We start from the raw sequence: 23,583 nt of genomic DNA on the forward strand, positions 1-23,583 counted from the left end.
CACCTGGTGGTGGTCGACGTGGACGAGGAGAACTCCGGCGAGATGTGTCCCGCGATCCTCAAGACAGCCACGATCACCATCACGCTCATGCGACCGCTCGGCGACCGCCTCGTACTCGACTCCGGCACCGGGCTGCCAGTGGTGCAGGGAGTGAAACGGTTTTCCGCAAGACACAGGATGGGACACAGGCCACCGACATCGACCGAGCGATCGCCGCTAAGAAGCGGTGTGAGGCAGAGCACGACCTGACCACCACGCACGTGTTCGAGAGGAGCGCATAATGGGGCACAGCCGTTGGGAGACCTATAAGGCGAAGCGTCTGCGCGAGATGGAGGCGGATGCGCAGCCCCACTCCGAGTACGAGCAGGCGGGCCGTGACCTGGAGCTCGGAGACCAGTTGCGTGAGATCCGTAAGCGCCGAGGCCTGTCTCAGAAGGTCGTAGCGGAGCGCTCCGGGATGTCCCAGCCCGCCCTGTCTCGCATCGAGGGCGGTGGTGGCATTCCGGATATAGCGACACTGCTGCGCCTCGGCGCGGCAATGGGGGTTCGGTTCCGCGTCGAGCTCGTCGTCGACGACGACATCACTGAAATCGAGCCTCTAACGGTGCATCACCGACAGCTCACGAACGCATAAGCCGCAGGCGGCCACTTCTAGGCTCAGTCTGTAAGCTCCGCTACTCCTTCCGCAGTAGCGGTCTTCAGCTGCGGCATCCCTCCCGAGCTGCTCGCGCTCCTCAAGGCACACCGCAAGATCCAGACCGCGGAGCGTCTCAAGGCGGGGGAACGCTGGGAGGATCACGATCTCGTGTTCGCCACCCGCCACGGCGGCCCGATCGAGTGCACCGAGGACTGGAAGGTGTGGAAAACCATCCTCAAGCAAGCCGGGGTTCGGGGCGTCCGGGTGCACGACGCTCGCCACACCGCCGCGACGCTACTCATCGAGCAGGGTATGAACATCCGGGTCGTTCAGGAGGTCCTGGGCCACACGAGGGTGACCACGACCGAGCGTTATGCACATGTGTCCACACCGCTCATGCGCGACGCCGGCGAGCGCCTGGCCTCGGCGCTATGGGGGGAGTCCTGAACCCTCGTTGCAACTATGACGCACTTAGAGATCAAAAAGGCCCTCTCCCCGTATCTCGGGAGAGGGCCTCTGATCTGCGGAGGCTCGGGGATTTGAACCCCGGATGGGCGGTAAACCCAAACCGCATTAGCAGTGCGGCGCCATAGACCTGACTAGGCGAAGCCTCCTGGTTGCCGTTCGGCTCAGCACAGCGTACCGGCCATCAGGCAAGGCGGCAAAGCGGTTGACGATCGCGTCTCGGGCAAGAGCTGGGGGAGAGTTATCCACAAGTAGTGGATAACTCTCCCCGCCCCTGTGGACAAACTGAGGAGTCCGCAGCTGAGCACAGTGGAAATCCTGTGGATTCCCAGTTCGCGAGACGCTACATCTCAACGGGTGAACACCTTGAGGCCTCCCACCGCCTGCCGGGACGGGAGAGACCTCGGGTGGTCACGGAGATCAGGCGGCCGGGTTGGCCTCGCCCTCGATCTCAATCTTGATCTTCTTGCCGACCAGGACGCCGCCGGTCTCCAGCGCCTGGTTCCAGGTCAGGCCGAACTCCTCGCGGTCGATCTCGGTCTTGATCGAGAAGCCCCAGACGTCCTGGCCCCACGGGTTGGTGCCGGCGCCGCCGTACTCGACGGTGAGCTCGACCTGCTTGGTGACGTCGCGGATGGTGAGGTCACCGACGAGGGTGAACTCGTCACCGGAGTGGCCGAGGACGCGGGTGCTGCGGAAGGTCAGCTCCGGGAACTTGTCGACGGAGAGGAAGTCATCGCTGCGCAGGTGGTTGTCACGGTCGGGAGCGCCGGTGGTGATGCTCGCCGCCTTGATCGAGAGCTGGGCGGAGGAGTCCAGGGGGTTCTCGGCGATGGTGACGGTGCCGGCGAACTCGTTGAACTGACCGCGAACCTTGCTCACCATCATGTGCTTGACGACGAAGCCGATCTGGGTGTGGGCGACGTCCAGAGCGTAGGTGCCCGGGGCGGGGATCTGAAGGTTCTCCCAGGTCCGAGTGGTCATTTTTCTGCTCCCGAAGAGGTGTTGCCGAGTGGATGTTTGCGTCAACAGATTTCTACACGAGGAATATTCCTCTCGTCAACTACTGTCGGGTAGGGTGGGGAGCGTGAACCACTTCGACGACTCCCGGCTGACGGCGATGGGCCTTCTTGCCGAGGTCTACGCCGGCATCTCAGCGAAGACGCATGAGTCCTTCGTCGCCGCGAAGCTCTCAGAGATCGACTTCGAGACGTTGATCAGGCTGGCGCGCTCGCCACAGCGGCGGCTGCGCATGAGCGACCTGGCGGCGCAGACGGGGTTGTCCACGAGCGGGACGACCCGGGTCGTCGACCGGCTGGAGCGCGAGGGCCTGGTCACGAGACAGGCGTGCTCCAGCGACCGGCGGGCCTCCTACGCGGCCATCACCGAGGCCGGCGCCGACCGGCTCGGCGGCGTCCTCCCGCAACACCTGATCGACATCGACACCTGGTTCACCGGGCTTCTCCCTCCCGCGCAGCTCGACACCTTCCTCGACACCCTGCGGACCATTCGCGACGCCGTACGACCGTGCGCCACCGCGGGAGCGGAGGACCTCCGGCCGGAGGCGGAGGAGACCACGCTCGTCTCGTCCGAGTGACGCGTCCCCGGTACGAAGTCCCGCGAGTTCCACATGGGTTCCGTGCGAGTCCCCCGCCGGGTGCGCGAGTCCTTACGAGACCCATGGGCGACCGGCAGAGATTCCGTACGGGCGAACCGGCGGGGATTCCCGTACGAGGTGCGCCGGTGAAGGTTCGCAGAGCGAACCGGCGAGGGGACGGTGACGGGCGAGGGGCGTGCCGGCCGCCTCAGATCTGCGGTTCCAGATGCCGCGGTTCGGAGGTGAGGTCGCCCCGGAGCTTGGCCATCCCCCGGGAGACCGTGCTCTTGACCGTCCCGACGCTGATGCCCAGGGCCTTGGCGATCTCCGGCTCGGTCATGTCCTCGTAGTAGCGCAGGACGACGGCGGTCCGCATCCGGGTGGGCAACCGGTCGAGGGCCTGCTCGACGCGCTCGGGCAGGTGCTGGGCGCTCGCGACGACCGGCTCGGGGAGTTCGCTCGACGGATACTCTTCCAGCTTGCGCCGCCGCCACCAGGAGATGTTGATGTTGACCATCGCCCGGCGCACGTAGCCGTCCAGGGCGCTACGGTCCTGGATGCGGTCCCAGGCGAGGTAGGTCTTCACCAGCGCCGCCTGCAACAGGTCCTCGGCGTCGCTCGGGTGTCCGGTGAGCCGGTGGGCGGCACGCAGCAGCGCCGGGCCGCGAGCAACGACATACTCGCGGAACTCCTCGTCGGTCCCGCCGGCCACCGCGATCACCAGCCTGTGCTCCAGGTGCGTATGGTGGCCAGAATCGCAGCCGGATCCCATACTGCGGCTGAACCGAAATCTATATTTCATCCCGTCAACGGTAAAGATCAGCTTCGATGGGCGATGGAGCCTACAAGAAGCCTTGGATAGCGGTTTGTCATCGGGCGGACACCAATGCGTTCTACCAGGGAGGGGAACTTTAGTACCCGGTTGGACACCTGCCGTGATTATTGGTGGAGCGGACAGCGGGATTCCGTGAAGCGTGTGACGCTGGCTGCGACACCTTGCAGAACTGGGGAGCGACGATGCCCTATCGCAGCGCCGATCGCCGCCGTACGCTGGCGGCCGCCGCGCTTGGCCGGACCGTTCAGGAACCGGGCCCCCTCCCCGCGGAAGGTGAGCTCTTCCAGGCGGTCAGCGGCACGATCCTGGACGTCAGCCCGCACCTGATCGTCATCGACACTCCGGACGGCGACGAGGAGCGGCTCGTCATCGCGCCGTGGGCGACCGCCTGGCGCGGGGAGGCCGTCAGCCCCGCCAACCTCTCTCCGGGATCCAACGTGATCATCAAGGCGCTGCGGGCCGGCCGGGTCGCGGACCGGATCTGGGCGGACATCACCAGGATCACCGGAGTGATCCAGTCGATCGGTTCCGAGGGCAAGGACCACACCGTGGAGCTGTACTGCGGGCCGCACCGCGGGCGGCGCACGATCGTCATTCCCTACCGGTCCTCCGGGCGGCTGCGGGTCAGGCACCCGCAGTTCGAACCCGGTTACCTGTTCGACGCCATCGGGGTCCGTGAGGACGGCACGGCACTGGCGAGGCTGCCCGCGACCTCGCAGCCGCCCTACCGGTGGACGGCCGTGCCACCACCGCCCCCCGGCTACGTCGGCGTGCAGTCGCGGATCTCGGGCACGGCCACCTGGTCGGACACCTTCGACTGCGGGGAGCAGGGGGTGGCCTACCCCATGCTGGAGCGGGCCGACACGGCGTGCGACGACACCGGGGTGTCCTGCGCAGGCCTGCCCTACCTGGCGCTGGGGTCGATGCTCAACGTGCGCAACGTGTGCGCCGGGCGCACCTCGGTCCTGCCGATCGTGGCGTGCGGCTGCCTGGCCGGCCGGTTCTGCGACCGGTGCCTGGAGTGCGGCACCTCGCCGCGCGGCCGGATCCTGGAACTGTCCCCGAGCTCTTTCGTGGAACTCGGCGGAGACCTGACCACCGGGTGCTTCAACGCCCGGCTTGGAATGGGGTGACACAGATGCTGACGACGATCGCCGCCGCGCAGTTGCCGGTCGTGTTCCTGCTGCTGGCCGCGGGTACGGTCGCGAAGATCTGGACGGTCGCGCGCGAGGCCGAACCGGGCATGCTGAGCAGGCTGGGACCGGCTGTGCTGGTGCCCGAGCGCTGGCGCGCGCCCACGATGCTGGGCTGCGCGCTCGGAGAGCTGTTCCTGGTGAGCGGGCTGCTGCTGACCGGCCATCCGCTCTTCCGGTGGGGAATCTGCGGGTTCTTCGCCGTCTCCACCTACGTCCTGTGGGAACTGCGGCGCCGTCGCCCGGACGTGGGCTGTGGCTGCTTCGGCGAGGTGAGCGCGCTCCCGGTGGGGCGGCGGTCGCTGGGGCGCACCATGGTGCTGACGGCCATGTCCCTGGGACTGGTCTGGACGCCCGAGATCCCCGGCTGGGTGGCGATGGCGGACCTGACGTGGGCGCACGCGCCGGCCACGCTCGCGGGACTGCTGGTGCTCGCCGCGCTCTCGCCGGAGATCGAGGAGACGGTCGCCAGGCTCCGCTACCGGGCACCCTGCGAGCAGCGCCGCCTCGACCCGGCCTCCGCGCTCGGGCGGCTGCGGTCGAGCGCGGTCTGGCGCTCGCACGAGGGAGTGCTGTCGAGCAAGGATCCGGTCGACAGCTGGCGGGAGCTGTGCTGGCGGTTCTTCGTCTATCCGGGCAACAGCCACGCGGGCGACCCCGTCGACGTGGTCTTCGCGATCTATCTGAGCGGGCGGCACCCGGCGGTGCGGGTCGCCATGGTCGGCTCTGACGGGCAGCCGGTGAAGACCGAAACTCTGCCGGAATCTCTGCCGATATCGGCTGGACACTAGAGAACCCTAGATTTTCCTAGGGCAGCATGATTGAGCTCTATATGGCTCTCTAGCTTCCCCACTAGAGAGCCATATAGAGGGCTAGGGGCTCCCTCGCATCATATCGAACAAATGTTCAGTCAGACCGGTTGTGACCGCAGGAACTTTCCGAAGTGCGGCACGGTGAACGCGATCAGCCCGCGTTCCGCGCTGTAGATCAGGCCCTTCTTGATGAGGCTGTCGCGAGCCGGGGAGAGGCTCGACGGCTTGCGGCCGAGCCCTTCGGCCACCTCGGCGGTGGCGACGGGCTCGTCGCCGATGGCGGCCATGGCGTGCATGTAGTCGCGCTCGGCGGGGGTGGCCCGCTCGTAGCGGCTGCCGAAGAAGCCGACCGCGAGCTCCTCCTCGGCCTCCGGCGCGGAGACCCTGATGTCGTCGGCGGTGATCGGGCTACGCAGCGCCAGGTCCCAGGCGACCTTGCCGTACGCCTGGACGAAGTAGGGGTAGCCGTCGGCGGCCACGTAGAGGGCGTCGAGGGCGTCCTGGGTGAACTCCACGCCCTCGCTCTCGGCCGGGGCGATGAGTGCCAGGTCGGCCGCCTCGCGGTCGAGACGATCGATCCTGGCGTAGCGGAAGAGCCGTTCGGAGTAGCTCTTGCTGGCCGACAGCACGCTGGGCAGGTGCGGCAGCCCCGCGCCCACCACGATCAGCGGGCCACCGCTCTGGGAGAGCTCGTGGCAGGCCGCGCAGAGCGCCGAGACGTCGGGGGCCTGCACGTCCTGCATCTCGTCGATGAACAGCGCGATGCCGACACCCAGGTCGGTGGCGACCGCGGCGGCGTCGACGAACAGCTCGGTGAGGTCGATCTCCAGGTCTCCGGAGTCGGCGCGCCCCCGTCCCGCGGGCACGTCGATCGCGGGCGACCAGTGCGAGGTGCCCTTGGCCGCGGACGGGTCGCGCATCGCGAACGCCTTGAGCACACCGAGGAACTCCTCGATGCGCTCGGGCGCCCGATGCCTCGGGGCCAGCTCCCTGACCGCCATGTGCAGGGCGGCGGCCACCGGGCGCCGGATCGACTGGTCGGGCCTGGCCTCGATCTTGCCGGTGCCCCACAGCCGTTGCATGGCCATCGACTTGAAGGTGTTGAGGAGAACGGTCTTGCCCACGCCGCGCAGCCCGGTGACCACCATGCTGCGCTCGGGGCGCCCTCGGGCCACCCGTTCCAGAACGATCTCGAACTGCTGTAGCTCGCGGTCGCGACCGGCGAGCTCTGGGGGGCGCTGTCCGGCACCGGGAGCGTAGGGATTGCGCACGGGGTCCACGCTCTCGGACTTTATGACGGGATATAGCGGCCGGCTTAGAATTCCGTAGAAAGTGCTACGGCGTGTCGCGCCGCGCTCCACCGGCGACCGGGGAAGCGGGGGGCGCGCCGTCGGCGGCACCGCGAGCATCGCCATGGCACACCCCTTCACCTGCGAGAACGTCAGCCCGAACCCGTGTTCGATCCCGTGCCCATGACTGTAGCGCGGGTTCGAACACAGGCGCGATACGTTTCGATGAAAAGCCTTCCCAAGGAATGTGGACCCCCGCGCCGAGCCGCCACGAACCAGACCGGGAGCCGCACCGGGCCGCACGAGGGACACAAAGGGACGTATAGGGACGCGACAGGGGCATAGAAGGACGCGCGGGGACGCGGCAGGGCGCGCTGGCTCGTGCGGGTGGCTCAGTCCCGGACGGTGAGCCCCATCGAGCGCGCGGTGCCGGCGACGATCTTCTCCGCCTGGTCCAGGTCGGCGGTGTTGAGGTCGGGCAGCTTGGTCCTGGCGACCTCTCTCAGCTGCGCGCGGGTGATCACGCCCGCCGCCTGGTGTCCGGGGCGGGAGCCGCCCCGGTCCAGGCCGACGGCCCGGCGGATCAGCGAGGCCGTGGTGGGCATCTTGATCGCCAGCTCGAACGAGCGGTCCTCGAACACGGTGACGACGACGGGGACGACGAACCCCCGCCGGTCCTGGGTCGCCGCGTTGTACCGGCGGCAGAACTCCATGAGGTTCAGGCCCAGCGGGCCCAGGTCCTTGCCCACGGTGGCGGGACCGGCCTCACCGGCCGGGAGCTGCAGTTTCGCGATCCGGCTGACCTTCTTCTTCGACATGCCCGCCAAGCTAAAGTCTCCCGTAACTGGAAACTCAACGGAATAATCGAGGCCATGAGCTACACGATCGGACAGCTCGCCAAGCTCTCCGGGCTGCCGGTGAAGACGATCCGCTTCTACTCCGACATCGGGGTGCTCCCCGAGCGCGGCCGCACCCGGAGCGGTTACCGCCTCTACGGCGACGAGGACCGCGGGCGACTGGAGCTCGTCAGGACGCTGCGCGAGATCGGCGTCGACCTGGCGACCATCAGGTCGCTCGGTGACCGCGACCTGGGCGAGGTGCTCTCCCTGCACCTGCGTACGGTGGAGACGCAGATCAGGGCGCTGCAGCGGACCCGGGCGGTGCTCAGGGCCACCCTGGAGCGGGACGAGCCCGCCGACGAGGACCTGCGCCGGCTCAACGCCCTCGGGCGGCTCGGCGCGGCGGAGACGGCGGCGCTGGTGAACGAGTTCGTCGACGAGGTCGCCGGCGAGAACGCCGCCAGGCAGGAGTGGCTCGGCGGCCTGCGCGAGGCCATGGTGCCCGACCTGCCCGACGAGCCGGGCATCGAGCAGCTCGACGCCTGGCTGGAGCTGACCGAACTGCTCGCCGACGACGGCTTCCGCGCCTCATTGCGCGAGATGAGCGGCGACTTCTGGGAGAACGCCTCCGAGATCGACGTGGCGGCCTGGCACGAGGCCAACACCCTGGTCACGAAGACGGCGCTGGCCGCGGCGCGGGACGGGGTGGCCCCGGACTCGCAGGCCGCCGCGCCCGTCGTGGCCGAGCTCGTCGCGGTCCTGGCCGGAGCGCAGAAGCGCACCCCGGAGTCCGTCGTACGGGACTACGCGGAGCACGACCCGCGCGCCGGGCGATACTGGGAGCTGGTGGCCGTGGTCAACGGCACGCCCTGGCCACCGGAATCCGTGATCGCCCACGAGTGGATCGCCGCGGCGGCCGCCTCTCACCTCGGATAGCCGGTCACCTACAATGGCTTTTTGTCGCTTTTGTCCGTTTTTTTGAGGGGGCGGCACGTGTCAGATTCCAGATTCATGATCCGCACGCGGGCCGTGCTCGCGACGGCCGTCGGCTGCCTGGCGGCGGCCTCGTGCGGCACGGCCGCCTCCCAGCCCGCCCCCGCCGCGCCTCCGGCCACCTCGGCGCCGATCCCGGCGTCCTCGTCCGCCACCGGTGTGTCCGCCCCGGAACCGACCGTCGTGACGCCGACGACCGGCCCGTCCACCACCGTGTCGCCGACCCCGACGGGCCCGCCGGCGTTCTCCGCGAAGGTCTCCCGGGTCCCCCGCGAACGGCTCGAACACTCGTGGCGGCCCGGATGCCCGGTCCCGGTGAGCGACCTGCGGCTGATCACGATGACCTACTGGGGCTTCGACGACAAGCCGCACACCGGCGAGCTGGTCGTGAACAAGTCCGCGACCGACGACATCGTCGCCGTCTTCCGCCGCCTGTACGACTGGCGCTGGCCCATCTACAAGATGCGGCTCGTCGACGCCTACAAGGCCGACGACTACGCCTCGATCGACGCCGACAACACCTCGGCCTTCAACTGCCGCCCCGCGGAGGGGTCGAGCAGCTGGTCCAGGCACGCCTACGGCCTGGCCATCGACATCAACCCGCGCGAGAACCCGTACATATACGCCAACGGCACGGGGTCCCACGAGAACGCCCGCAAGTTCTTCAAGCGCCCCGTCCGGGCTCCCGGAGTGATCAACCCGGGCGACCGCGTGGTCAAGGCCTTCCAGCAGAGAGGCTGGGAGTGGGGCGGCTACTGGTCCGGCATCAAGGACTACCAGCACTTCTCCAAGGGCGGGAACTGAGACTCGCGGGAGCGCTCGCCCGGTGGCCCCGAGCCGTTGTCCGAGGGGGCGTCGGCAGGGGCCGGGCTCAGCCGTACGCCGGTGAGACGTCGGCGGGCTGGAGCAGGTCCCAGCGGTTGCCGTACAGGTCCCGGAAGACGACAACCCGGCCGTAGGGCTCGCTGCGCGGGGCCTCCTCGAAGACGACGCCCGCCGACAGCAGCCGCTCGTAGTCGCGGGCGAAGTCGTCCGTGTGCAGGAACAGGCCGACCCTGCCGCCGGTCTGGTCCCCGATCCGGGCCTCCTGCTCGGGACCGACGGCACGGGCGAGGAGCAGGGCCGTCTCCCGGGCGCCGCGGGGGCGGACGGTCACCCAGCGCTTGCCGTCGCCCAGCGGCGTGTCCTCCAGAAGCTCGAAGCCGAGGACGTTGAGGTAGAAGCCGATGGCCTCGTCGTAGTCACGCACGACGAGAGTGGTGAGCCCCAGGTAGGACCCCACTGGCGGCCCGGGCCTCTTCGGTGGCCGTCCCCCCGCCGGCAGGCCGGCACGGGCGGTCTCCTGAAGCTTGGTGATCGTCAGGACGACCCGGGCGGCGAGCACGCCCGCGACGAGCGGCAGCGGGACGCAGGCGACCAGGGTGACGGTCTCCAGCGCGGTCATGCCCGCGTTCCCGAAAGCCACGAACGCCACCTCCATCACCGTCCACAGCAGCCACGCCGGCCACCACGCCCAGACCAGACCCGAGCGGCGTCCCCGGTAGAGGTCGGTTCCCGGCCGCAGCCCGCCCGGCCGGGAGGTGGTCAGAATGTCGTCGACGAGCCCCTTGGGGACGAACAGGTTGACGAGGGGAGCGAACCGCCCGAACACCAGGAACGGCGTGGCGTACCTGTGGAAGACCCCGGGAGAGATCGCGTACGCGTTGCCCCGGGCGCGGAACAGCCAGCACACGAAGGCGATGCCCGCCAGCAGGGGGATGATCGAGAAGAGAAGGACGACCGAGGAGAGGAGCAGCGCGTACAGGGCGTTCCACTGCCGGACCGTCAGCCATGACCAGCCCTCCCGGGAGACGAGCAACAGCGTCGAGGCGCCGGCGGAGGCGACCGAGCTCAACGCCATCAGGGTGAGGGCGACGGTCGCGTACGCGCGGATCGGCCGCAGAAGGCGAACGGGCGCGAAAAGCGCGCTCGGGTACACGCTCGAGTGCATGGGAGTCCTTCAACGAGGATCAAGGCGGCCAGTATGCCGGATCACGACATAGCGTCCTTAATGCTTTTCCGCCTGCCGGCTGCCCCCTCCGCCACCGGCGTCTCCCCGATGGCCGGGGGGCGGGGAGTGCGCGGCCGTGCCCTGATGCATCATTGGTCCATGACGGCCGGGGACGGGGACGGATGGGCTCGCTGCTATCTCGGGCACCGGCACTGGGGGGTGCACGGCGCGGCAGGCCTGCTCGCCGTCCACCACGACGCCACGGACGGCCCCCGCGTCCTGATGCAGAAACGCTCCGCGTGGAGCCACCACGGCGGCACCTGGGGGCTGCCGGGCGGTGCCCGTGACAGCCACGAGGACACGATCGACACCGCCCTGCGCGAGGCCTTCGAGGAGGCCGCGCTGGACGGCACCGGCCTGCGGGTCCAGGGCGTCTACCTCGACGACCACGGCGGCTGGTCCTTCGAGACCGTGATCGCCGAGGCCGCCGAGCTGCTGCGCGCGATCCCCGCCAACACCGAGAGCGACGACCTGCGCTGGGTTCCCGCCGAGGAGATCACCGCCAGGAACCTCCACCCCGGTTTCGCCGCGACCTGGCCGGTCGTCGGCCTCGCGCTCGCCCCCTCCCTCGTCGTCCTCGACGTCGCCAACATCGTGGGCGCCCGCGCCGAGCACGGCTGGTGGCGGGACCGCGCGGGGGCGGCGGCCAAGCTGCTCGCCGAGGTCGGCGCGCGTGCCGCCGACGGCCGGGTGGCCGCGCCCGACCGCGCCCCGGTGCTGGCCCGCTGGTTCCCCCGGCTGACCGCGGTCGTCGAGGGCGCCGCCCGCGACACCGCCCCCGCGCCCGGTGTCTCCGTGATCGCCGCGCCGGGCAGCGGGGACGACGCCGTCGTCCAGGCCGTACGGGACGCCCGCCCCTGGGAACGCGTCCTGGTCGTCACCGCCGACCGGGGGCTGCGCGAGCGGGTCACGGAGCTGGGCGCCGAGGTCATCGGGCCTCGGTGGCTGCTGGCGCAGGTGTGATGTTCCACGTGGGACATCGACGCGATATCGCACGGTGAGGGGCGTATCCGAGCTTCGAACCGGCCCGCGCACCCGTGAGGTCACGCCCGGGACGGCTCCGGTTCCGTGAGGTCACGCCCGGGACGGCTCCGGTTCCGGGATCGGCACCGGTTTCAGATCTCGGGTGGCCCGGTGGAACAGCCAGTAACTCGCCGCGGCGACGACGAGGAAGAGCAGCCTGGCCGGCCCGGGGATGTCCAGGACGAGCAGGCCGTCGCTGAGCGAGTGGAGCGTGGCCGCCGCGACGAAGGCGACGACGACGGGCAGGGTCACGACCGCGCGCCTTTTGACCTGCCAGGCCCCGAAGGCCACCGCGCAGACCAGGCCTGTCCAGACGAGGTGGCTGAAGGGGGTGGTGAGGCCGCGCAGGAAGAGGACCGTACCCGCGCCCACGGCACCGTCATGGTTGGCGAGGCTCTTCCAGGCGTAGGCCATCGACTCCATGATCGCGAACCCGGTCGCGCAGGACAGGCCGAGCGCGACCCCCGCGGCCTTGGTGAGGTGACGGCCGGTGAGCGCGACCGCGAGGGGCGGGACGAGTTTCGCGGGTTCCTCGATCCAGCCGACCCGCAGGATCGAGGTGCTGTTCTTCCCGGAGATGAAGAGCGCGTCGAAGTAGCCGCCGAGCAGGAGGGCGACGCCTCCGCCGAACAGGAACATGCCCATCAGCGTCATGGGCGGCACGCTGGTGGCGACGTGGATACGGTCGTGGATGGCGAGCAGGAGGGCGAGGGGCCCGGCCGCGGCCCCGTAGAAGAAGGCCGCGGGCAGGAGCGCCTGGTTGCCGGCCGCCTGCATCATGGCGATGAGCGAGAAGGACAGAACGATCAGGGCGATCCACACTTTGAACCATCGATGCCGATAGAAGCGCAAATGGTCTCGCATGATAAGTAATTCCCCAGTACGTTTGCCCTAGATTCGGGTGATTTGTCGATATTTATCTAAATATCGACTCCGCCACGATGACGGCACCGATGACCATGAACACCACGGGCACCAGCCACGCCCCCGTCCGCTCCACCAGGGCGATGACCTTCCTATGCGACCCGAGCCAGGAGGCCGCCGCGCACCAGACCGCGACGAGCACCGCGAACACGGCCACCGTGACGGCGCTGGACGCCGGGCCGATCGTGCGGAACATCGGGGTGTAGACGGAGATGTTGTCGGCCCCGTTCGCGATGGTCACCCCCGCGATCGAGAGCACGCCCGAGGCGACCCGGGGTGCCCCGTCGTCACCGTCGTCGCCGTCGTCGCCGTCCTTCCCGGCTCTCCCGGCTCCCCCGGCTCTGACCAGCCCCCACACCCCCATGCCGAACGGCACCAGGCCGAGCAGCCCCACCCAGCGGTCCGGCACCACCGCGAGGCCGAGCGCCGCCGCCGCCGAGACGGCCACCAGCGCGGCGATGCCCGCGTACTGGCCCACGACGATCTGCCAGGGGCGGGGAACGCCTCCCGCTCTGGACGCCAGGAAGAGCACCGTCAGAATGATGATGTCGTCCACGTTGGTACCGGCGAAGACGGCGACGGCCGTACCGATCGTCTGAATCACGCGCGCATTATGTCGGCTCCCCTCGCGGGTGCGCGATGACCGTGGCCAGCCGAGAGCCACGGGAGTTATGATCACTTTCATCCGCTCTTGCCATTTCCCCGGAGACCGCACGTGGGCTATCCGCCGCAGTACGGCCAGCCGCCACGGGGCGAGACGGGACGAGGGCTGATCGTGATGGTCGTCATGGCCATCGGCGTAGCCATCGGGGCCGTCGTCACCGTCTTCATGGTGTTCAACCCTCCCTCGTCGCCGCCGAGCACGGCGGCCCCGACACGCGGCGGCGAGCACTCGGAGCATTCGGAGGCCTCGGTCCGCCAGGCCGTCCAACCGGCGCTCGACGCCTACAGCAGCGGGTTGTACGGCGACTTCTGGGACCTGTGGACCACCGACGCGCAGGGACTGATCGCCCGGGAGGAGTATGTGCGACTGTTCGAGATCTGCCCCCCGATCCTGCCGAACTCCCCGCTCACCATCGCCACCGTCACGATCACCGGCGACCTCGCCAGGGTCCAGGCGACCCGGCTCGACGACTCGACGGACTTCGACTTCACCTTCGAGGGCGGTACGTGGCGGTACGAGCCCTCACCCGAGGAGCGGCTCACCTACCAGGCCCCGGTCGACCAGATAGCCGAGCAACGGCGGGCCATGGGATTCTGCGGCGCGGTCGCCCCCACCTCCACCCCCGGTGCGCCCACCCCCACTCCTCCCACCGACCCCTCAGTGCCCACCGTTCCTACGAATCCCGCTGTTCCCACCGATCCCGCCACTCAGCCGTCCGGGTTCCTGCAGTGATGACCTTTGGCCCAGAAGTGCTGCCATAATCGACAATTCACAGCTACTGTCGAACGCATGGCCCACTCCATGCCGGCATGGCGAGACGGCACAGGATCGGAAAAACCATCATCAAATGATCACGATGGCGCCAGACAAGAGTCGGATTCGGTTCCGCTGTGGCTGGCCCATCTCCAGCTCAGAGAAGGACAAAAGGCAATCGGCACGCCGACTTCCGATACATCTATCACCATAGAGCTGGATAAAGCGGATTATGAGGCGCTTTCCCGTAAGGCGCGACTGACCGGAAACCGGGTCGCCGACGTGCTCCACGCGGCCGTCCAGCGAGAGATCGGCAACAAACCTCACGTGATCACCCTGATGCACCGCTGGAACCTGCATCGCGAAGACCTCGACACGGCGGCCGACTCCCTCGGGGTCGACCAGCTCTCCGAGGCGGAGTGGGGCCAGATCGGCATACGCCGTTTCCGGAGGCGCTGAGCCATGCTTCCCGGTCGAGTGCTCGACGTGAGCGCACTGGTCGACATCGCGGTGGCGAAGACCGAATACTCCCGGAGCGTCGCCGCCATGTGTCTCTTCCGTGGCGGCGGGATATGCGTCCCGGCCACCAGCCTCGCGGCCGTCCTGTCCATCTCCCCGCTCTCGACCCAGGAGGAGCTGTTCGAGCTCGTCACGACGCCCGGCGTGAGGATCGACGACTTCACCCACGGGAAGGTGGGGGACATCGCGGAGATCCTCGACGGATCGCGCGACATCACGGCCGGACACGTCGTCTGGTGCGCCCGCGCCACCCGCTGGCCCATCCTCACCGATCGCGGGGCGGAGCTCATCCAGTACGACCAGAACATCGGGATCGACCCCCTGCCCTAGCGATCTCCGCTCCCGGTGGCCCACGGCGGTCTCGGTGACCACGGCCCTCGCGAGGCCCGGTCCGAGGAGGGGTCCGGGCGCCCATACCTTTCCGGTCGAAAATGATGCCAAATATCGTCACGCGCACGATCGATTTTCGGGGCCGCGGCTTTCACACTGGGAGAGTGACATTCCAGACGAGGCGCATCAAGCTAGACATTCCTGACGGACCAGAATACGACCAGGTGCGCGATATGCACGGTCACGCGGTCACGGTGTTCGCGTCCACGGAGATCAACGGCGAACGTTCCCTGAAAATCGGCAGCCGGACTTTGCTGCTGAGGAAGGTGGGGGTGGACGAGGACGACGAGGGACCGATGGACGTCTATCGAGCCGAGTCGATCTCGGAGCCCTCCTACTGACTCGGAGCCCTCCTACTGACGTCGTGGCGGTACGTCACGGAGGTCCACCGCGAGGGATGTCCGGGCGGGGAACGCGTGGGAATACGCCGTTCCAACGGGGGAACTCGTGAGGGAAACGTGCACGCCCGTCCAGCGCGGGCCCGTCCAGCACGAGGAGCCCCGAACCGATGCGCATCACCTTCGCCACCGAAGCGGCACCCGGCAGACAGAACGCGGACACCGGCAGCACCGGAAACGCCGGGAAAACCGGCAACACCGAGACCGCCGGGAACGCCGGGAACGCCGGGAACGCCAGGAACACAGCGGGCAACGACGGCAACGAGGACTTCTTCGGGGCGACCCCGGACGCCTTCGTCCTCCTCGACGGCGCGGGCACCCCGGCGGGGGCGGAGTCCGGGTGCGATCACGGCGTCAGCTGGTACGTCCGTTCCCTGGGCTCGACCCTCCTCGCGGGCATGACGCAGGACACCGGAACGCTCACAGAGATACTCGCGAACGGGATAAAGGCCGTCGCCTCCCTCCACGACTTCGTCTGCGACCTCACCCATCCCGGATCGCCGTCCGCCACGGTGGTCATGGTCCGCCGTACGGCGGGCGACCTGGACTTCCTCGTCCTGGCGGACTCCGTCCTCGTCCTGGACGTGGTCGGCCAGGCGGAGCCGACGGTCGTCTGCGACGACCGGGTGGACCGGATCGGCAGGGCGCACCGGTCGACCATGGACGGCCTCGCCCACGGAAGTGCCGAGCACGTCACCGCGCGCCGGGAGTACGTGGAGACCATGCGGGACCACCGCAACCGCGAGGGCGGCTTCTGGATCGCCGCCGTCGACCCGCTCACCGCCGAGCAGTCGCTCACCGGCACCCTCCCCGCCCACCGGGTGCGGGCGGTCGCCCTGCTCAGCGACGGAGCCTCCCGGCTCGTCGACCTGTTCGAGCTGGCCACCTGGCGTGAGGCCCTCGACACCCTCGAACGGTCCGGCCCCGGAGAGCTGATCCGCCGGGTCCGCGAGGCGGAGCACACCGACCCCGAAGGCTCCCGCTGGCCCCGGACGAAAATCCACGACGACGCGACGGCCGCCTACTGCCTGTTCGGCTGACTCCCGGCCCCGGCCCGCGTGGCAGGTGATCATCCGCTGCCCCTCAGCCGGACGGCGCCGGACCGTCCAGATGGTGGAACAGCTCGTGCGCCGAACCGATGCTCGCGCGCAACGCCTGCTCCAGCTCGTCGGCCTCGCCGGTGAGATGCCCGATCTCGGGCATGCTCAGGCCGTCGGCCCCCGACTCGGCGAGCAGCTCCTCGTAGCGGGGCAACCGCTCCACCAGCGCCTCGATCTGGCTCCGGGCCCGGTAGGCACGTTCGGCGTCGGCGACATGAGCCGCGTAACGCTCAAGCGCCTCGACCCGCGCGGTGACGGCGCTCTCGCTGCCGGCGAGCACGCGCTCCAGCGGCTTCATCACGGCCGCCACCTCCTGGGTGACCCCGCCACGCATGAGATCGCGGTGTTCTCCACGAAGGGAGGACAGCTTGGCCAGCAGGCGTGCGACCTCCCATTCCTGTGGCGGCAGCATGACGGCGTTCCGTACGTCGTCGAGCAACCCTTCGGCGTTGACGCGCGATCGCAGGACGGAGTCGACCGCCAGCCGCGCCCGGCCGAGCAGGCGGCTCGCGGCGGCGTCGAAGTCGTCGGGGAGAAGATAGGAATCACGGTAGCGGTGCGCGAGCTCGAACAGTTCCTGCTCCGGGCTGTCGCTCTCCTCGGAATCCCTCGCGGCCCTGATCGCCGCGAAAACGAAGTACGCGAGCATGACGAGCAGCAGGATTCCGAGCCCGGCCCCTTTTTCGAAGGAAAGCACCGCCAGAAAGCCGACCGCCGCAAACATACCGGCGACGGCCGGGAGAACCGCGGATCTCCTCGGCGGATTCTCCAGCGGCCTCCAACCGGCCCGTATGCGTCTGAGCAGGGATGGATTCGCGCGAAGCAAACTCGCGACCTCGGGCGGCAGCCCGGGATCGACCACCACACCAGGCTGCTGCCTTCCTGAGCCTTCCAGATCCCACCGTCCTTCCTTCCGGTCGTCATTGTAAGACCCGGAAGCCCGATGACATATGAGTCACCGGCCGGGAGAGGAAGAACATCGGAACAGGCCGTAAGCATGAGAATCAATGATTGTTTTACGCCACACAATGGCTACGGACACATAATGAGATTCTGGTGCAGACCGATAATCGCGGAGAATCGACGCGTCTCATGGCGCCGGTTCCTCGCCGCTCGTTATGACCGATCAGCGCGCGTCCGGCGAGCCTGTTTCCCCGAGATCTCCGTGAGAGCGAGGGCCCAGGGGTGGCTCTCCCGGCTTTCGTCTCCGGTAGCGCTGGGCAGGACGCGGACGCCTTCGGCCCGGAGGCCTTCGACGCTCCGGCGGAACGGCGCGCGGGTGGCGAGAGCGTCGTTGACGAAGGGCAGGACGACCACGGGGATGCCGAGGCCGGGGGCTTCGGCGAGGAGGCCGAGGGCGTAGGTGTCGGCGATGCCCTGGGCGAACTTGTTGACGGTGTTGTACGTGGCGGGGGCGACGATGATCGCGTCGGCTCGCGGGGGCTTGGGCTCGTCCGGTGTCCGGTACCGGCTGCGGACGGGGCGTCCGGTCTGCCTCTCCAGGGCGGGGACGTCGACGAAGTCCAGCGCGGACGGGGTGGTGACGACCTGGACGGTCCATCCCTCGTCCTGGGCGAGGGTGACGAGACGGCCGACGTCCCGGGCGGCACCGGCCGCGCACACGATGACCTGGAGAAGCCTGCCGGACTCGGTCACGCGATCACTCCCGGGACGAGCAGCACGTCACAGGAGTCGATCCCGGCGAACGCCGCGCTCGCGATGAGAGTCAGGGACCCGGCGTCGTTCCGTACCGGCCCGGCCCCGGCGGCCGCGAACACGACGTCGGCATCCGGCAGGAATCTGAGCCCCTCGTACGGGCCGACCGCGTCAAGCGCGGTGAACCGGTCGAACAGCGGTATGACGATGCGCACGGCGATTCCCCCGGTGGTGAGCGCGGTGGTGAGGTGCCACCCACGCTTCGGAAGACATCTTGACGGGCGTGGCGGACAGTGGAGACTTGTGCGGTGGTCAAAACACTACGTCCCCAGAACTACAACGAGGCGATCTACGTCGGGCACTTCTTCCGCACGGGGGTGCCCGTGGTGATGGACCTCAACGGGTTACCGGACGACGAGGCGAAGCAGTTCGTCGACTTCGCCGCCGGCCTGGTGTTCGGCAGAGGCGGGGACATGGACCGCCTGTCATCCAAGGTGTTCCTGCTGATGCCCCGCGGACGGGGCAATCGGGTACCGGTCGCCGAAGAGGCGCCGTAGGCGGGTGACGTGCCGGTGGTGCTGTCTCCGGCCTGGGTCGAGGTGGCGGTGGCGGACGTGGTTGACGCGTGGCGGTCGTCCTGGGAGTTCTCGCGGTGGTCAACCTCGCCGCCAACGTCGTCGGCCCCTGGTCGGACCTGACCCACTGCCCGCCGCCCGACGACCTGGATCTCCCCAGCGGGTACTCCTGCTACCGGAACGGCACGGGTGCCGGCATCCCGCCCTTCTTCTACGGTCCTGCCTACGCCTTCGCCGCCCACACCCTGATCGGGATCCATCGTCGTAACCTCACCGGCGTGCATCATCGCCCTGAGGCGCAAGGCAGCGTTGACGTCGTTTCCTGACGTTCGACCCGCGGACGGGACTCTGCGAACCACGCCTTTGTCTCGGATCCAGTGGTGAAAGAACGTTCTGATACGCCGGCCGGCGCCCAGGAACCGACACTTTCGGATGCGGCCCCGCCCTTCATCGGAGAGGCCGCACCCGTCCTGTTTCACCCGCCGGTCAGACCACGGTGCAGGCGATGCCGTTGAGGGTGAAGGCGGTCGGTTCGGCGGTGTTGCCGGTGTGGGTGGCCTGGAAGCCGATGTCGACGGTCGCCCCGGGGGCGAGCGCGGCGTTGTGACTGACGTTGCGGGCACTCACCTGGCCGCTGGACGGCGAGTAGGTAGCGTTCCAGCCCGAGGTGATGGACTGGCCGGAGGGCAGGGTGAAGACCAGCGTCCAGCCGTTGATCGTCGAGGTCCCGGTGTTGGTGATGCTGATGTTGGCGGTGAAGCCGTTGTTCCAGGAGTTCATCGTGTAGGCGACCCGGGGCCCGGTGCCGGGCGTCGGGGTGGGCGTCGGAGTCGGGGTGGGGCTCGGGGTGGGGGTCGGGGTGGGGCCGGAGCCCAGGCTGGTCACGAAGGTCATCACGCTTCGGGCGGGAAGCGTGACGGTGAGGGAGCCGTTCGACATGGTGGTCGCCCCCTGGGGCGCGACGTTCCTGCTCGCGTCGGTCAGCCAGGACGAGACACTGGATGATCCGGTGCTGTTCGCCACGGTGAACTGCTGGCTCACCGCGGAGGTGCCCTTGTTGACGGCGACGATGACGATCGAGGAGTCACCGCCCCGGTACGCCGAGACGTAGACGTTCGACGCCGGGTTCGCCGTCGCGTCGACCCGCACGTATCCGGGGCGGACGAACCTGGCGAAGTGCGCCATCATCGCGCCGCGCTTGCTGATCTGGCCGTCCTCCCGCATGGGGCCGTAGCTGCGCCGGATGTACCACCAGATGTACGCCTGGAACTCTGCGTCCACCATGGCGCGGTGGATGCTCTCTCCCACGTCGAGCGCCTGGGGCCAGGTGTCCGCCGAGTCGGTGCTGTTGGGGAGGTAGACCTCGGTCATCCAGAGTTCCTTGCCCGCGCCCTTCTGCTTGAAGAGGGGGTAGGGGAAGTTCGAGAACTGCGTGCCGTAGAGGTGAGCGCCGAGGATGTCCAAGTTGGCGAGCGCCACGGGGTCGTTGAGGATCGGGTCCGAGATGTTCTTCAGGTACTGGAAGGACTCGGGCGCGATGACCCTGGTGTTGATCGAGCCGGCGTTCTCCCGCATGAACCGGAGGATCTCGGCTGGAGTCCACCATGTCCAGTCGTGCGCGTAATCGGGCTCGTTCTGCACTGATATGCCGTACAGGTTCACCCCGTTGTTCCGCATGTGCGTGCTGAAGTCGTTCAGGTGCTGGGCGTAGGCCCCGTACATGTTGGACCTGAGGCGTTTCGCATTGGTCTGGCTGCCGCGGACGAAGGTCTCGACCATGCCGGCGGGGGGATTCCACGGCGACGCGATGACCGTCGCCCCGAGCTCGATCGCGCGCCTCGCCGTCGCCACGTCACGGCTCCAGTCCGCCTGGTTCTCGGGGACGGGGATCCTCAGCACGGAGAACCCGAGCCGGCCCTCGCCGGTGCCGAACGCCGTTTCCCGCTGGGCGGCCGTCAGGTCGCCGATCCAGGACGCGAAGGTCATGCCGCCGAAGCCTCGGATCGTCTGCCGCTGTGCCGACGGGTTGATGACCGCCGTGGCGGCCGCGGCCTCCGAGGCTCCCATGACCGTGCCCGCGGCCGTGAGGATCGGCAGGGCCCCCATCGTCGTCAGGATGGTTCTCCGGCTCAGCGGCTTTCGCTCGCCGCTCGCGGGCTCATTCTGATCTTGCGTCATGTCTCGTCCTTTTGCCTGTTGGTGCTGATCCGCGCCTTCTGAGTCCCGTTGGCCCACTCGGCGCCGGTCCCCGGCGTCGTCATGGAATGAACCTTGATCGTGTTACCGCTAACATGAGCGGCTGTCATCGGCTCCTGAAATTGTTGGCGTTAACATTTCCCCGTACGAACCGGCATGCGGGTGCGACGGCGATGCGGACCACTCAGGTGGCCGCGCGAAGGGGTGACACTCCAGCGGAGTGTGGTTCCGTCCCGGCGGGCGGGTCAAGACGAGGCGGGCCGGCGGGCAGCCGAACTGCGTGAACCTCTCGCCGAGCCGTGAAAATTTCAGATTGGGAATCTGCGGCCCCGCGTCGGTTCCGCGGGCGGGGACATCGGCAGCCATGTGAGCCGCCACCTCTCGCTCGACCATCCGAGAGGGTCGTGGCCGTTCACCGTACCGACGCGTACCGAACGGCGATGACGGGCCGAGAGCGCCGGCACGGCGTCAACGGCGGCCCGGTCGTCGTATCCATGCCTTCCCCACCGGCTCTGACCGCTGTTGGCACCGAAACGGGCCTGGCCGGTCACATCGTGCCGTCCTCCCAGTGCGGGGTGTGCGATTTGATGTCCTCCGGCACGCGAATCCGCCCGTTCAGGAGAACGAGGGATGCGATCTCAGCGCTCTCGTGGAAGCGCAGGTAGCCGACGAAGGATTCGACACCGGCGGCATGTGCGTCGGCCGAGCACCGGCCCAGCCAGGCCAGCAGGGTCCGGACCCGGTAGAAGTCGTCAGGATGGAGTTCCTGGCGTACCGTCAGTGCCCAGCCGTCCGGTCGCTCTCGCGCCACCAGCTCGGCGACGAGCGCGCCCCCCACTCGCCGGGCGGCGCCGCGCCGCGCGAACACGGGCTCCGCCTCCGCGTCCTCCCACTCGCAGTCGGGGTCGTCAGGATCACCGAGTGGAGAGGTTTCCACGTATCTGTCAGTGCCGATCGGCAGTCGCTCAGGTCGTGGCCCCCGCCCCACGTGCCACCGCAGCTCGGCGAGCTCGTCGTCGGTCACGTCGGCACGGACGTTCACCGACAGGACGAATTCGTAGATGTCCGCCATCGGCACACCGTACCGTCGCGACACCCTGAAAGATCATCTTGAGGGGCTACGGTGGGGCGGGGCGGTTCGAGGGCCGGATCACGAGTGCGGTTCCGGCGACAAAAGTGATCGCGGCCGCCGCGAGGAGGGACCAGACCACGGGCCGGTACCATCCGGGGCCTTCCGACACCGACAGATGAACCGGCTCCCCGTTGCCGTGAACGAACGGCCCCAGCGCCACGGTCGCGAGCAGCACCGTCATATACGGCACGACCGCCACACCCGCCAGCGTCGCCGCTGTCACCCGCGCCCCGTTTCCGCCGCGTGCCGCGCCGATGGCGACCGCGCAGGCCACCAGCGCAGCCACGGCCAGCAGCGCCGCGTACACCCAGGCGTCTCGAACGGACAGGTCGAGCAGGCGGTCGGCGGTGCCGGGATCGTGGACGAATCCGCTCGCCGCGTCCACTCCCTCGGCACCGGCCTCGCCGAGCGCCGCCTTCCTCGCCTGAGCGATACCCGCGAAGTTCAACGCCGCCACCGCCAGGGCACACGCCGCCGTCACGGCCATGAACCCGGCGGCGAGAGGGCGGGCGGACGCGGGCCTGCCGGCCGTTCTGACCGACCACCGGGCAATCAGGATGAGCACGCCTACGTGGACAGCCGCCGCGAGCGCGATCACTACTGTCCGGGCGGGCGCGTACCAGTACGGATGGACGGCCCGCAGCGCCTCCCCGTAGGGAGCGGTGAGCCCCGGCTCGGGCAACGGCTGGAACCACAGCGCCGCGCCGAGCCCGCACAGGTAGGGGGCCGTCACCACCCCGGCCCAAAACGACATGGCGGCTGACCGGCGCCTCCAGGCGAACCAGGCCAGCGTGCCCAACGTCCCGGCGGTCACCGCGACGAACAGCGCGAAGGCGATGGTCCGCCCCGCGGCATCCTCCCTGATCCGGCGCACCTTCTCGGCCAGGCCGCCGTCCGAGCCCGCCACCCCTTCGATGTCCGGCCTCACGTACGGCAGTCGTGCGGCCGCCGACCCCAGCTCGGCGGAAGCGAGTACGTCGAGCACCACCACGGCCAGGCCCCACATCACGACGAGAGACAGCACGACCATGGACACGACCAGGCCGCGGTCACGTCCGTCCGCGAAAGTCTTCAGCGCCATGGTCACCCCATGGATCTCAGGTCGTGTCCCGATGCAAGGCTCAAGTATCCGTCATATATCGGGAAATGATCCTGATATCACCGATGTGAGGATGGCTTTCCTGATCGCCGGAATTTGTCGGTGCCGGGCCACGCTGTACGAGTCGCGCCAGGCTGGAGGGCAGGGCTTCATCCACGCACGCTCCAATTGGAAGCCAGTCCGGCGGAGAGGCCAGGTTCCAGGTGATGGATCCGGGCCTTCTCGTGGTCCGGGGGCATGCAGCCGATCTCTCCGGAGGAGAGCCGTACGGCCTCCGCATGTGGAGGGTCGGTTCTCCTCAGTGCAGGTGTTCGGGCAGCCTCAACCACATGTCGGCCTGGCCGTTGGTCGATCGGGCGTCAGCCGGCCGGAGGCCCGCTCCGGCGAAGCAGTAGGCCTCGGCCTGGTGGTGGTAGAGGTAGGTGGCGAGGATCTCCTCTGCGG

At 68.7% G+C, this 23,583-nt stretch carries 29 protein-coding genes and 1 tRNA gene; 16 read left to right on the top strand and 14 right to left on the bottom strand.

Annotated elements, in window-relative coordinates:
* From ACTOQ2_RS42475 to ACTOQ2_RS42485, 3 genes are all read left to right on the top strand, one after another.
* A partial coding sequence (locus ACTOQ2_RS42475) for a hypothetical protein (protein WP_440107490.1) occupies positions 1-249 on the top strand: 249 nt, incomplete at its 5' end.
* 31 nt (positions 250-280) lie between these two features.
* Positions 281-634: a helix-turn-helix domain-containing protein gene (locus tag ACTOQ2_RS42480; protein ID WP_440107492.1), complete on the top strand. Its 354-nt coding sequence runs from the start codon at positions 281-283 to the stop codon at positions 632-634.
* A gap of 117 nt (positions 635-751) precedes the next feature.
* Positions 752-1,084, top strand: coding sequence for a tyrosine-type recombinase/integrase (locus tag ACTOQ2_RS42485; RefSeq protein WP_440107526.1), 333 nt, complete (start codon positions 752-754; stop codon positions 1,082-1,084).
* A gap of 77 nt (positions 1,085-1,161) precedes the next feature.
* On the opposite strand, the gene ACTOQ2_RS42490 is transcribed toward ACTOQ2_RS42485, so the two are convergent.
* Positions 1,162-1,251 (bottom strand) — tRNA-Ser (locus tag ACTOQ2_RS42490).
* A gap of 271 nt (positions 1,252-1,522) precedes the next feature.
* Entirely contained in the window at positions 1,523-2,086 is a 564-nt protein-coding gene (locus ACTOQ2_RS42495; RefSeq protein WP_440069555.1) for a YceI family protein, read from the bottom strand.
* Positions 2,087-2,189: 103 nt separating this feature from the next.
* On the opposite strand from ACTOQ2_RS42495, the gene ACTOQ2_RS42500 reads away from it, so the two are divergent.
* Positions 2,190-2,699 carry a MarR family winged helix-turn-helix transcriptional regulator gene (locus ACTOQ2_RS42500; protein WP_440107494.1) on the top strand — a complete coding sequence of 170 codons (510 nt, stop codon included), beginning with the start codon at positions 2,190-2,192 and terminating at the stop codon, positions 2,697-2,699.
* A 208-nt stretch (positions 2,700-2,907) separates the two neighbouring features.
* Here ACTOQ2_RS42500 and ACTOQ2_RS42505 read toward each other — a convergent pair whose 3' ends face one another.
* Positions 2,908-3,420 carry a SigE family RNA polymerase sigma factor gene (locus ACTOQ2_RS42505; protein WP_440069558.1) on the bottom strand — a complete coding sequence of 171 codons (513 nt, stop codon included), beginning with the start codon at positions 3,418-3,420 and terminating at the stop codon, positions 2,908-2,910.
* A 296-nt stretch (positions 3,421-3,716) separates the two neighbouring features.
* Here ACTOQ2_RS42505 and ACTOQ2_RS42510 point away from each other — a divergent pair, with 296 nt between their 5' ends.
* Positions 3,717-4,667, top strand: coding sequence for a hypothetical protein (locus ACTOQ2_RS42510; protein WP_440069560.1), 951 nt, complete (start codon positions 3,717-3,719; stop codon positions 4,665-4,667).
* A 5-nt stretch (positions 4,668-4,672) separates the two neighbouring features.
* On the top strand, positions 4,673-5,518 hold the full coding sequence (locus ACTOQ2_RS42515; RefSeq protein ID WP_440107496.1) for a MauE/DoxX family redox-associated membrane protein: 846 nt from the start codon (positions 4,673-4,675) through the stop codon (positions 5,516-5,518).
* A 119-nt stretch (positions 5,519-5,637) separates the two neighbouring features.
* On the opposite strand, the gene ACTOQ2_RS42520 is transcribed toward ACTOQ2_RS42515, so the two are convergent.
* Together ACTOQ2_RS42520 and rplK are read right to left on the bottom strand one after the other, a co-directional pair.
* On the bottom strand, positions 5,638-6,810 hold the full coding sequence (locus ACTOQ2_RS42520; RefSeq protein WP_425581868.1) for an AAA family ATPase: 1,173 nt from the start codon (positions 6,808-6,810) through the stop codon (positions 5,638-5,640).
* Between the two features lie 410 nt (positions 6,811-7,220).
* Positions 7,221-7,646 carry a 50S ribosomal protein L11 gene (gene rplK, locus ACTOQ2_RS42525; RefSeq protein WP_440107499.1) on the bottom strand — a complete coding sequence of 142 codons (426 nt, stop codon included), beginning with the start codon at positions 7,644-7,646 and terminating at the stop codon, positions 7,221-7,223.
* A 54-nt stretch (positions 7,647-7,700) separates the two neighbouring features.
* Here rplK and ACTOQ2_RS42530 point away from each other — a divergent pair, with 54 nt between their 5' ends.
* Together ACTOQ2_RS42530 and ACTOQ2_RS42535 are read left to right on the top strand one after the other, a co-directional pair.
* Positions 7,701-8,603: a MerR family transcriptional regulator gene (locus ACTOQ2_RS42530; RefSeq protein WP_440107501.1), complete on the top strand. Its 903-nt coding sequence runs from the start codon at positions 7,701-7,703 to the stop codon at positions 8,601-8,603.
* A 57-nt stretch (positions 8,604-8,660) separates the two neighbouring features.
* A complete protein-coding gene (locus ACTOQ2_RS42535) occupies positions 8,661-9,464 on the top strand; it encodes a M15 family metallopeptidase (RefSeq protein ID WP_440107503.1) in 804 nt (267 codons plus the stop codon).
* 67 nt (positions 9,465-9,531) lie between these two features.
* Here ACTOQ2_RS42535 and ACTOQ2_RS42540 read toward each other — a convergent pair whose 3' ends face one another.
* A complete protein-coding gene (locus ACTOQ2_RS42540) occupies positions 9,532-10,650 on the bottom strand; it encodes a DUF4328 domain-containing protein (RefSeq protein WP_440107505.1) in 1,119 nt (372 codons plus the stop codon).
* A gap of 159 nt (positions 10,651-10,809) precedes the next feature.
* On the opposite strand from ACTOQ2_RS42540, the gene ACTOQ2_RS42545 reads away from it, so the two are divergent.
* The gene (locus tag ACTOQ2_RS42545; RefSeq protein ID WP_440107507.1) at positions 10,810-11,673 is read left to right on the top strand and encodes an NUDIX domain-containing protein; all 864 of its coding nucleotides are present in this window, start codon (positions 10,810-10,812) and stop codon (positions 11,671-11,673) included.
* 111 nt (positions 11,674-11,784) lie between these two features.
* On the opposite strand, the gene ACTOQ2_RS42550 is transcribed toward ACTOQ2_RS42545, so the two are convergent.
* Together ACTOQ2_RS42550 and ACTOQ2_RS42555 are read right to left on the bottom strand one after the other, a co-directional pair.
* Entirely contained in the window at positions 11,785-12,597 is an 813-nt protein-coding gene (locus ACTOQ2_RS42550; protein ID WP_440107509.1) for a PrsW family glutamic-type intramembrane protease, read from the bottom strand.
* Between the two features lie 52 nt (positions 12,598-12,649).
* On the bottom strand, positions 12,650-13,261 hold the full coding sequence (locus ACTOQ2_RS42555) for a cadmium resistance transporter (RefSeq protein WP_440107511.1): 612 nt from the start codon (positions 13,259-13,261) through the stop codon (positions 12,650-12,652).
* A gap of 111 nt (positions 13,262-13,372) precedes the next feature.
* Between ACTOQ2_RS42555 and ACTOQ2_RS42560 the strand changes: the two genes are divergently transcribed.
* The 5 genes from ACTOQ2_RS42560 (at position 13,373) to ACTOQ2_RS42580 (ending at position 16,421) form a co-directional block, all read left to right on the top strand.
* Complete coding sequence (locus ACTOQ2_RS42560) at positions 13,373-14,053, top strand: hypothetical protein (RefSeq protein ID WP_440107513.1); 681 nt, start codon at positions 13,373-13,375, stop codon at positions 14,051-14,053.
* A gap of 57 nt (positions 14,054-14,110) precedes the next feature.
* On the top strand, positions 14,111-14,533 hold the full coding sequence (locus ACTOQ2_RS42565) for a hypothetical protein (RefSeq protein ID WP_440085255.1): 423 nt from the start codon (positions 14,111-14,113) through the stop codon (positions 14,531-14,533).
* Between the two features lie 3 nt (positions 14,534-14,536).
* Positions 14,537-14,923, top strand: coding sequence for a hypothetical protein (locus ACTOQ2_RS42570; RefSeq protein ID WP_440085256.1), 387 nt, complete (start codon positions 14,537-14,539; stop codon positions 14,921-14,923).
* 224 nt (positions 14,924-15,147) lie between these two features.
* Positions 15,148-15,324, top strand: coding sequence for a hypothetical protein (locus ACTOQ2_RS42575; RefSeq protein WP_440107514.1), 177 nt, complete (start codon positions 15,148-15,150; stop codon positions 15,322-15,324).
* 167 nt (positions 15,325-15,491) lie between these two features.
* Complete coding sequence (locus ACTOQ2_RS42580) at positions 15,492-16,421, top strand: protein phosphatase 2C domain-containing protein (protein ID WP_440107515.1); 930 nt, start codon at positions 15,492-15,494, stop codon at positions 16,419-16,421.
* Between the two features lie 43 nt (positions 16,422-16,464).
* Here ACTOQ2_RS42580 and ACTOQ2_RS42585 read toward each other — a convergent pair whose 3' ends face one another.
* The 3 genes from ACTOQ2_RS42585 to ACTOQ2_RS42595 form a co-directional block, all read right to left on the bottom strand.
* Complete coding sequence (locus ACTOQ2_RS42585; protein ID WP_440107517.1) at positions 16,465-17,178, bottom strand: hypothetical protein; 714 nt, start codon at positions 17,176-17,178, stop codon at positions 16,465-16,467.
* A 419-nt stretch (positions 17,179-17,597) separates the two neighbouring features.
* Positions 17,598-18,137, bottom strand: a complete 540-nt coding sequence (locus ACTOQ2_RS42590; protein ID WP_440107519.1) for a flavoprotein — start codon at positions 18,135-18,137, stop codon at positions 17,598-17,600.
* Complete coding sequence (locus ACTOQ2_RS42595; protein ID WP_440107520.1) at positions 18,134-18,352, bottom strand: hypothetical protein; 219 nt, start codon at positions 18,350-18,352, stop codon at positions 18,134-18,136. The genes ACTOQ2_RS42590 and ACTOQ2_RS42595 overlap by 4 nt, the downstream gene beginning before the upstream one ends.
* Positions 18,353-18,445: 93 nt before the next feature.
* Here ACTOQ2_RS42595 and ACTOQ2_RS42600 point away from each other — a divergent pair, with 93 nt between their 5' ends.
* Positions 18,446-18,694: a cell division protein SepF gene (locus ACTOQ2_RS42600; protein WP_440107521.1), complete on the top strand. Its 249-nt coding sequence runs from the start codon at positions 18,446-18,448 to the stop codon at positions 18,692-18,694.
* Between the two features lie 68 nt (positions 18,695-18,762).
* Positions 18,763-19,038, top strand: coding sequence for a hypothetical protein (locus ACTOQ2_RS42605; RefSeq protein ID WP_440107522.1), 276 nt, complete (start codon positions 18,763-18,765; stop codon positions 19,036-19,038).
* A gap of 160 nt (positions 19,039-19,198) precedes the next feature.
* Here the strand turns inward: ACTOQ2_RS42605 and ACTOQ2_RS42610 are convergent, their stop codons facing one another.
* From ACTOQ2_RS42610 to ACTOQ2_RS42620, 3 genes are all read right to left on the bottom strand, one after another.
* Entirely contained in the window at positions 19,199-20,890 is a 1,692-nt protein-coding gene (locus tag ACTOQ2_RS42610; protein WP_440107523.1) for a cellulose binding domain-containing protein, read from the bottom strand.
* A 565-nt stretch (positions 20,891-21,455) separates the two neighbouring features.
* Entirely contained in the window at positions 21,456-21,980 is a 525-nt protein-coding gene (locus ACTOQ2_RS42615) for a hypothetical protein (RefSeq protein ID WP_440107524.1), read from the bottom strand.
* 46 nt (positions 21,981-22,026) lie between these two features.
* Positions 22,027-23,121, bottom strand: a complete 1,095-nt coding sequence (locus ACTOQ2_RS42620; RefSeq protein ID WP_440107525.1) for a hypothetical protein — start codon at positions 23,119-23,121, stop codon at positions 22,027-22,029.
* Positions 23,122-23,583 lie beyond the last annotated feature (462 nt).

The organism is Streptosporangium sp. H16 (assembly GCF_051918855.1).
Lineage (GTDB): Bacteria > Actinomycetota > Actinomycetes > Streptosporangiales > Streptosporangiaceae > Streptosporangium.

What these genes read in the sequence shown, in the direction of transcription:
- ACTOQ2_RS42480 (WP_440107492.1), top strand. Translation starts at nt 281, where the DNA reads ATGGGGCACAGCCGTTGGGAGACCTATAAGGCGAAGCGTCTGCGCGAG.
- ACTOQ2_RS42565 (WP_440085255.1), top strand. Translation starts at nt 14,111, where the DNA reads ATGGCCCACTCCATGCCGGCATGGCGAGACGGCACAGGATCGGAAAAA.
- ACTOQ2_RS42530 (WP_440107501.1), top strand. Translation starts at nt 7,701, where the DNA reads ATGAGCTACACGATCGGACAGCTCGCCAAGCTCTCCGGGCTGCCGGTG.
- ACTOQ2_RS42545 (WP_440107507.1), top strand. Translation starts at nt 10,810, where the DNA reads ATGACGGCCGGGGACGGGGACGGATGGGCTCGCTGCTATCTCGGGCAC.
- ACTOQ2_RS42620 (WP_440107525.1), bottom strand. Translation starts at nt 23,121, where the DNA reads ATGGCGCTGAAGACTTTCGCGGACGGACGTGACCGCGGCCTGGTCGTG.
- ACTOQ2_RS42615 (WP_440107524.1), bottom strand. Translation starts at nt 21,980, where the DNA reads ATGGCGGACATCTACGAATTCGTCCTGTCGGTGAACGTCCGTGCCGAC.
- ACTOQ2_RS42495 (WP_440069555.1), bottom strand. Translation starts at nt 2,086, where the DNA reads ATGACCACTCGGACCTGGGAGAACCTTCAGATCCCCGCCCCGGGCACC.
- ACTOQ2_RS42550 (WP_440107509.1), bottom strand. Translation starts at nt 12,597, where the DNA reads ATGCGAGACCATTTGCGCTTCTATCGGCATCGATGGTTCAAAGTGTGG.
- ACTOQ2_RS42515 (WP_440107496.1), top strand. Translation starts at nt 4,673, where the DNA reads ATGCTGACGACGATCGCCGCCGCGCAGTTGCCGGTCGTGTTCCTGCTG.
- rplK (WP_440107499.1), bottom strand. Translation starts at nt 7,646, where the DNA reads ATGTCGAAGAAGAAGGTCAGCCGGATCGCGAAACTGCAGCTCCCGGCC.
- ACTOQ2_RS42580 (WP_440107515.1), top strand. Translation starts at nt 15,492, where the DNA reads ATGCGCATCACCTTCGCCACCGAAGCGGCACCCGGCAGACAGAACGCG.
- ACTOQ2_RS42510 (WP_440069560.1), top strand. Translation starts at nt 3,717, where the DNA reads ATGCCCTATCGCAGCGCCGATCGCCGCCGTACGCTGGCGGCCGCCGCG.
- ACTOQ2_RS42610 (WP_440107523.1), bottom strand. Translation starts at nt 20,890, where the DNA reads ATGACGCAAGATCAGAATGAGCCCGCGAGCGGCGAGCGAAAGCCGCTG.
- ACTOQ2_RS42540 (WP_440107505.1), bottom strand. Translation starts at nt 10,650, where the DNA reads ATGCACTCGAGCGTGTACCCGAGCGCGCTTTTCGCGCCCGTTCGCCTT.
- ACTOQ2_RS42570 (WP_440085256.1), top strand. Translation starts at nt 14,537, where the DNA reads ATGCTTCCCGGTCGAGTGCTCGACGTGAGCGCACTGGTCGACATCGCG.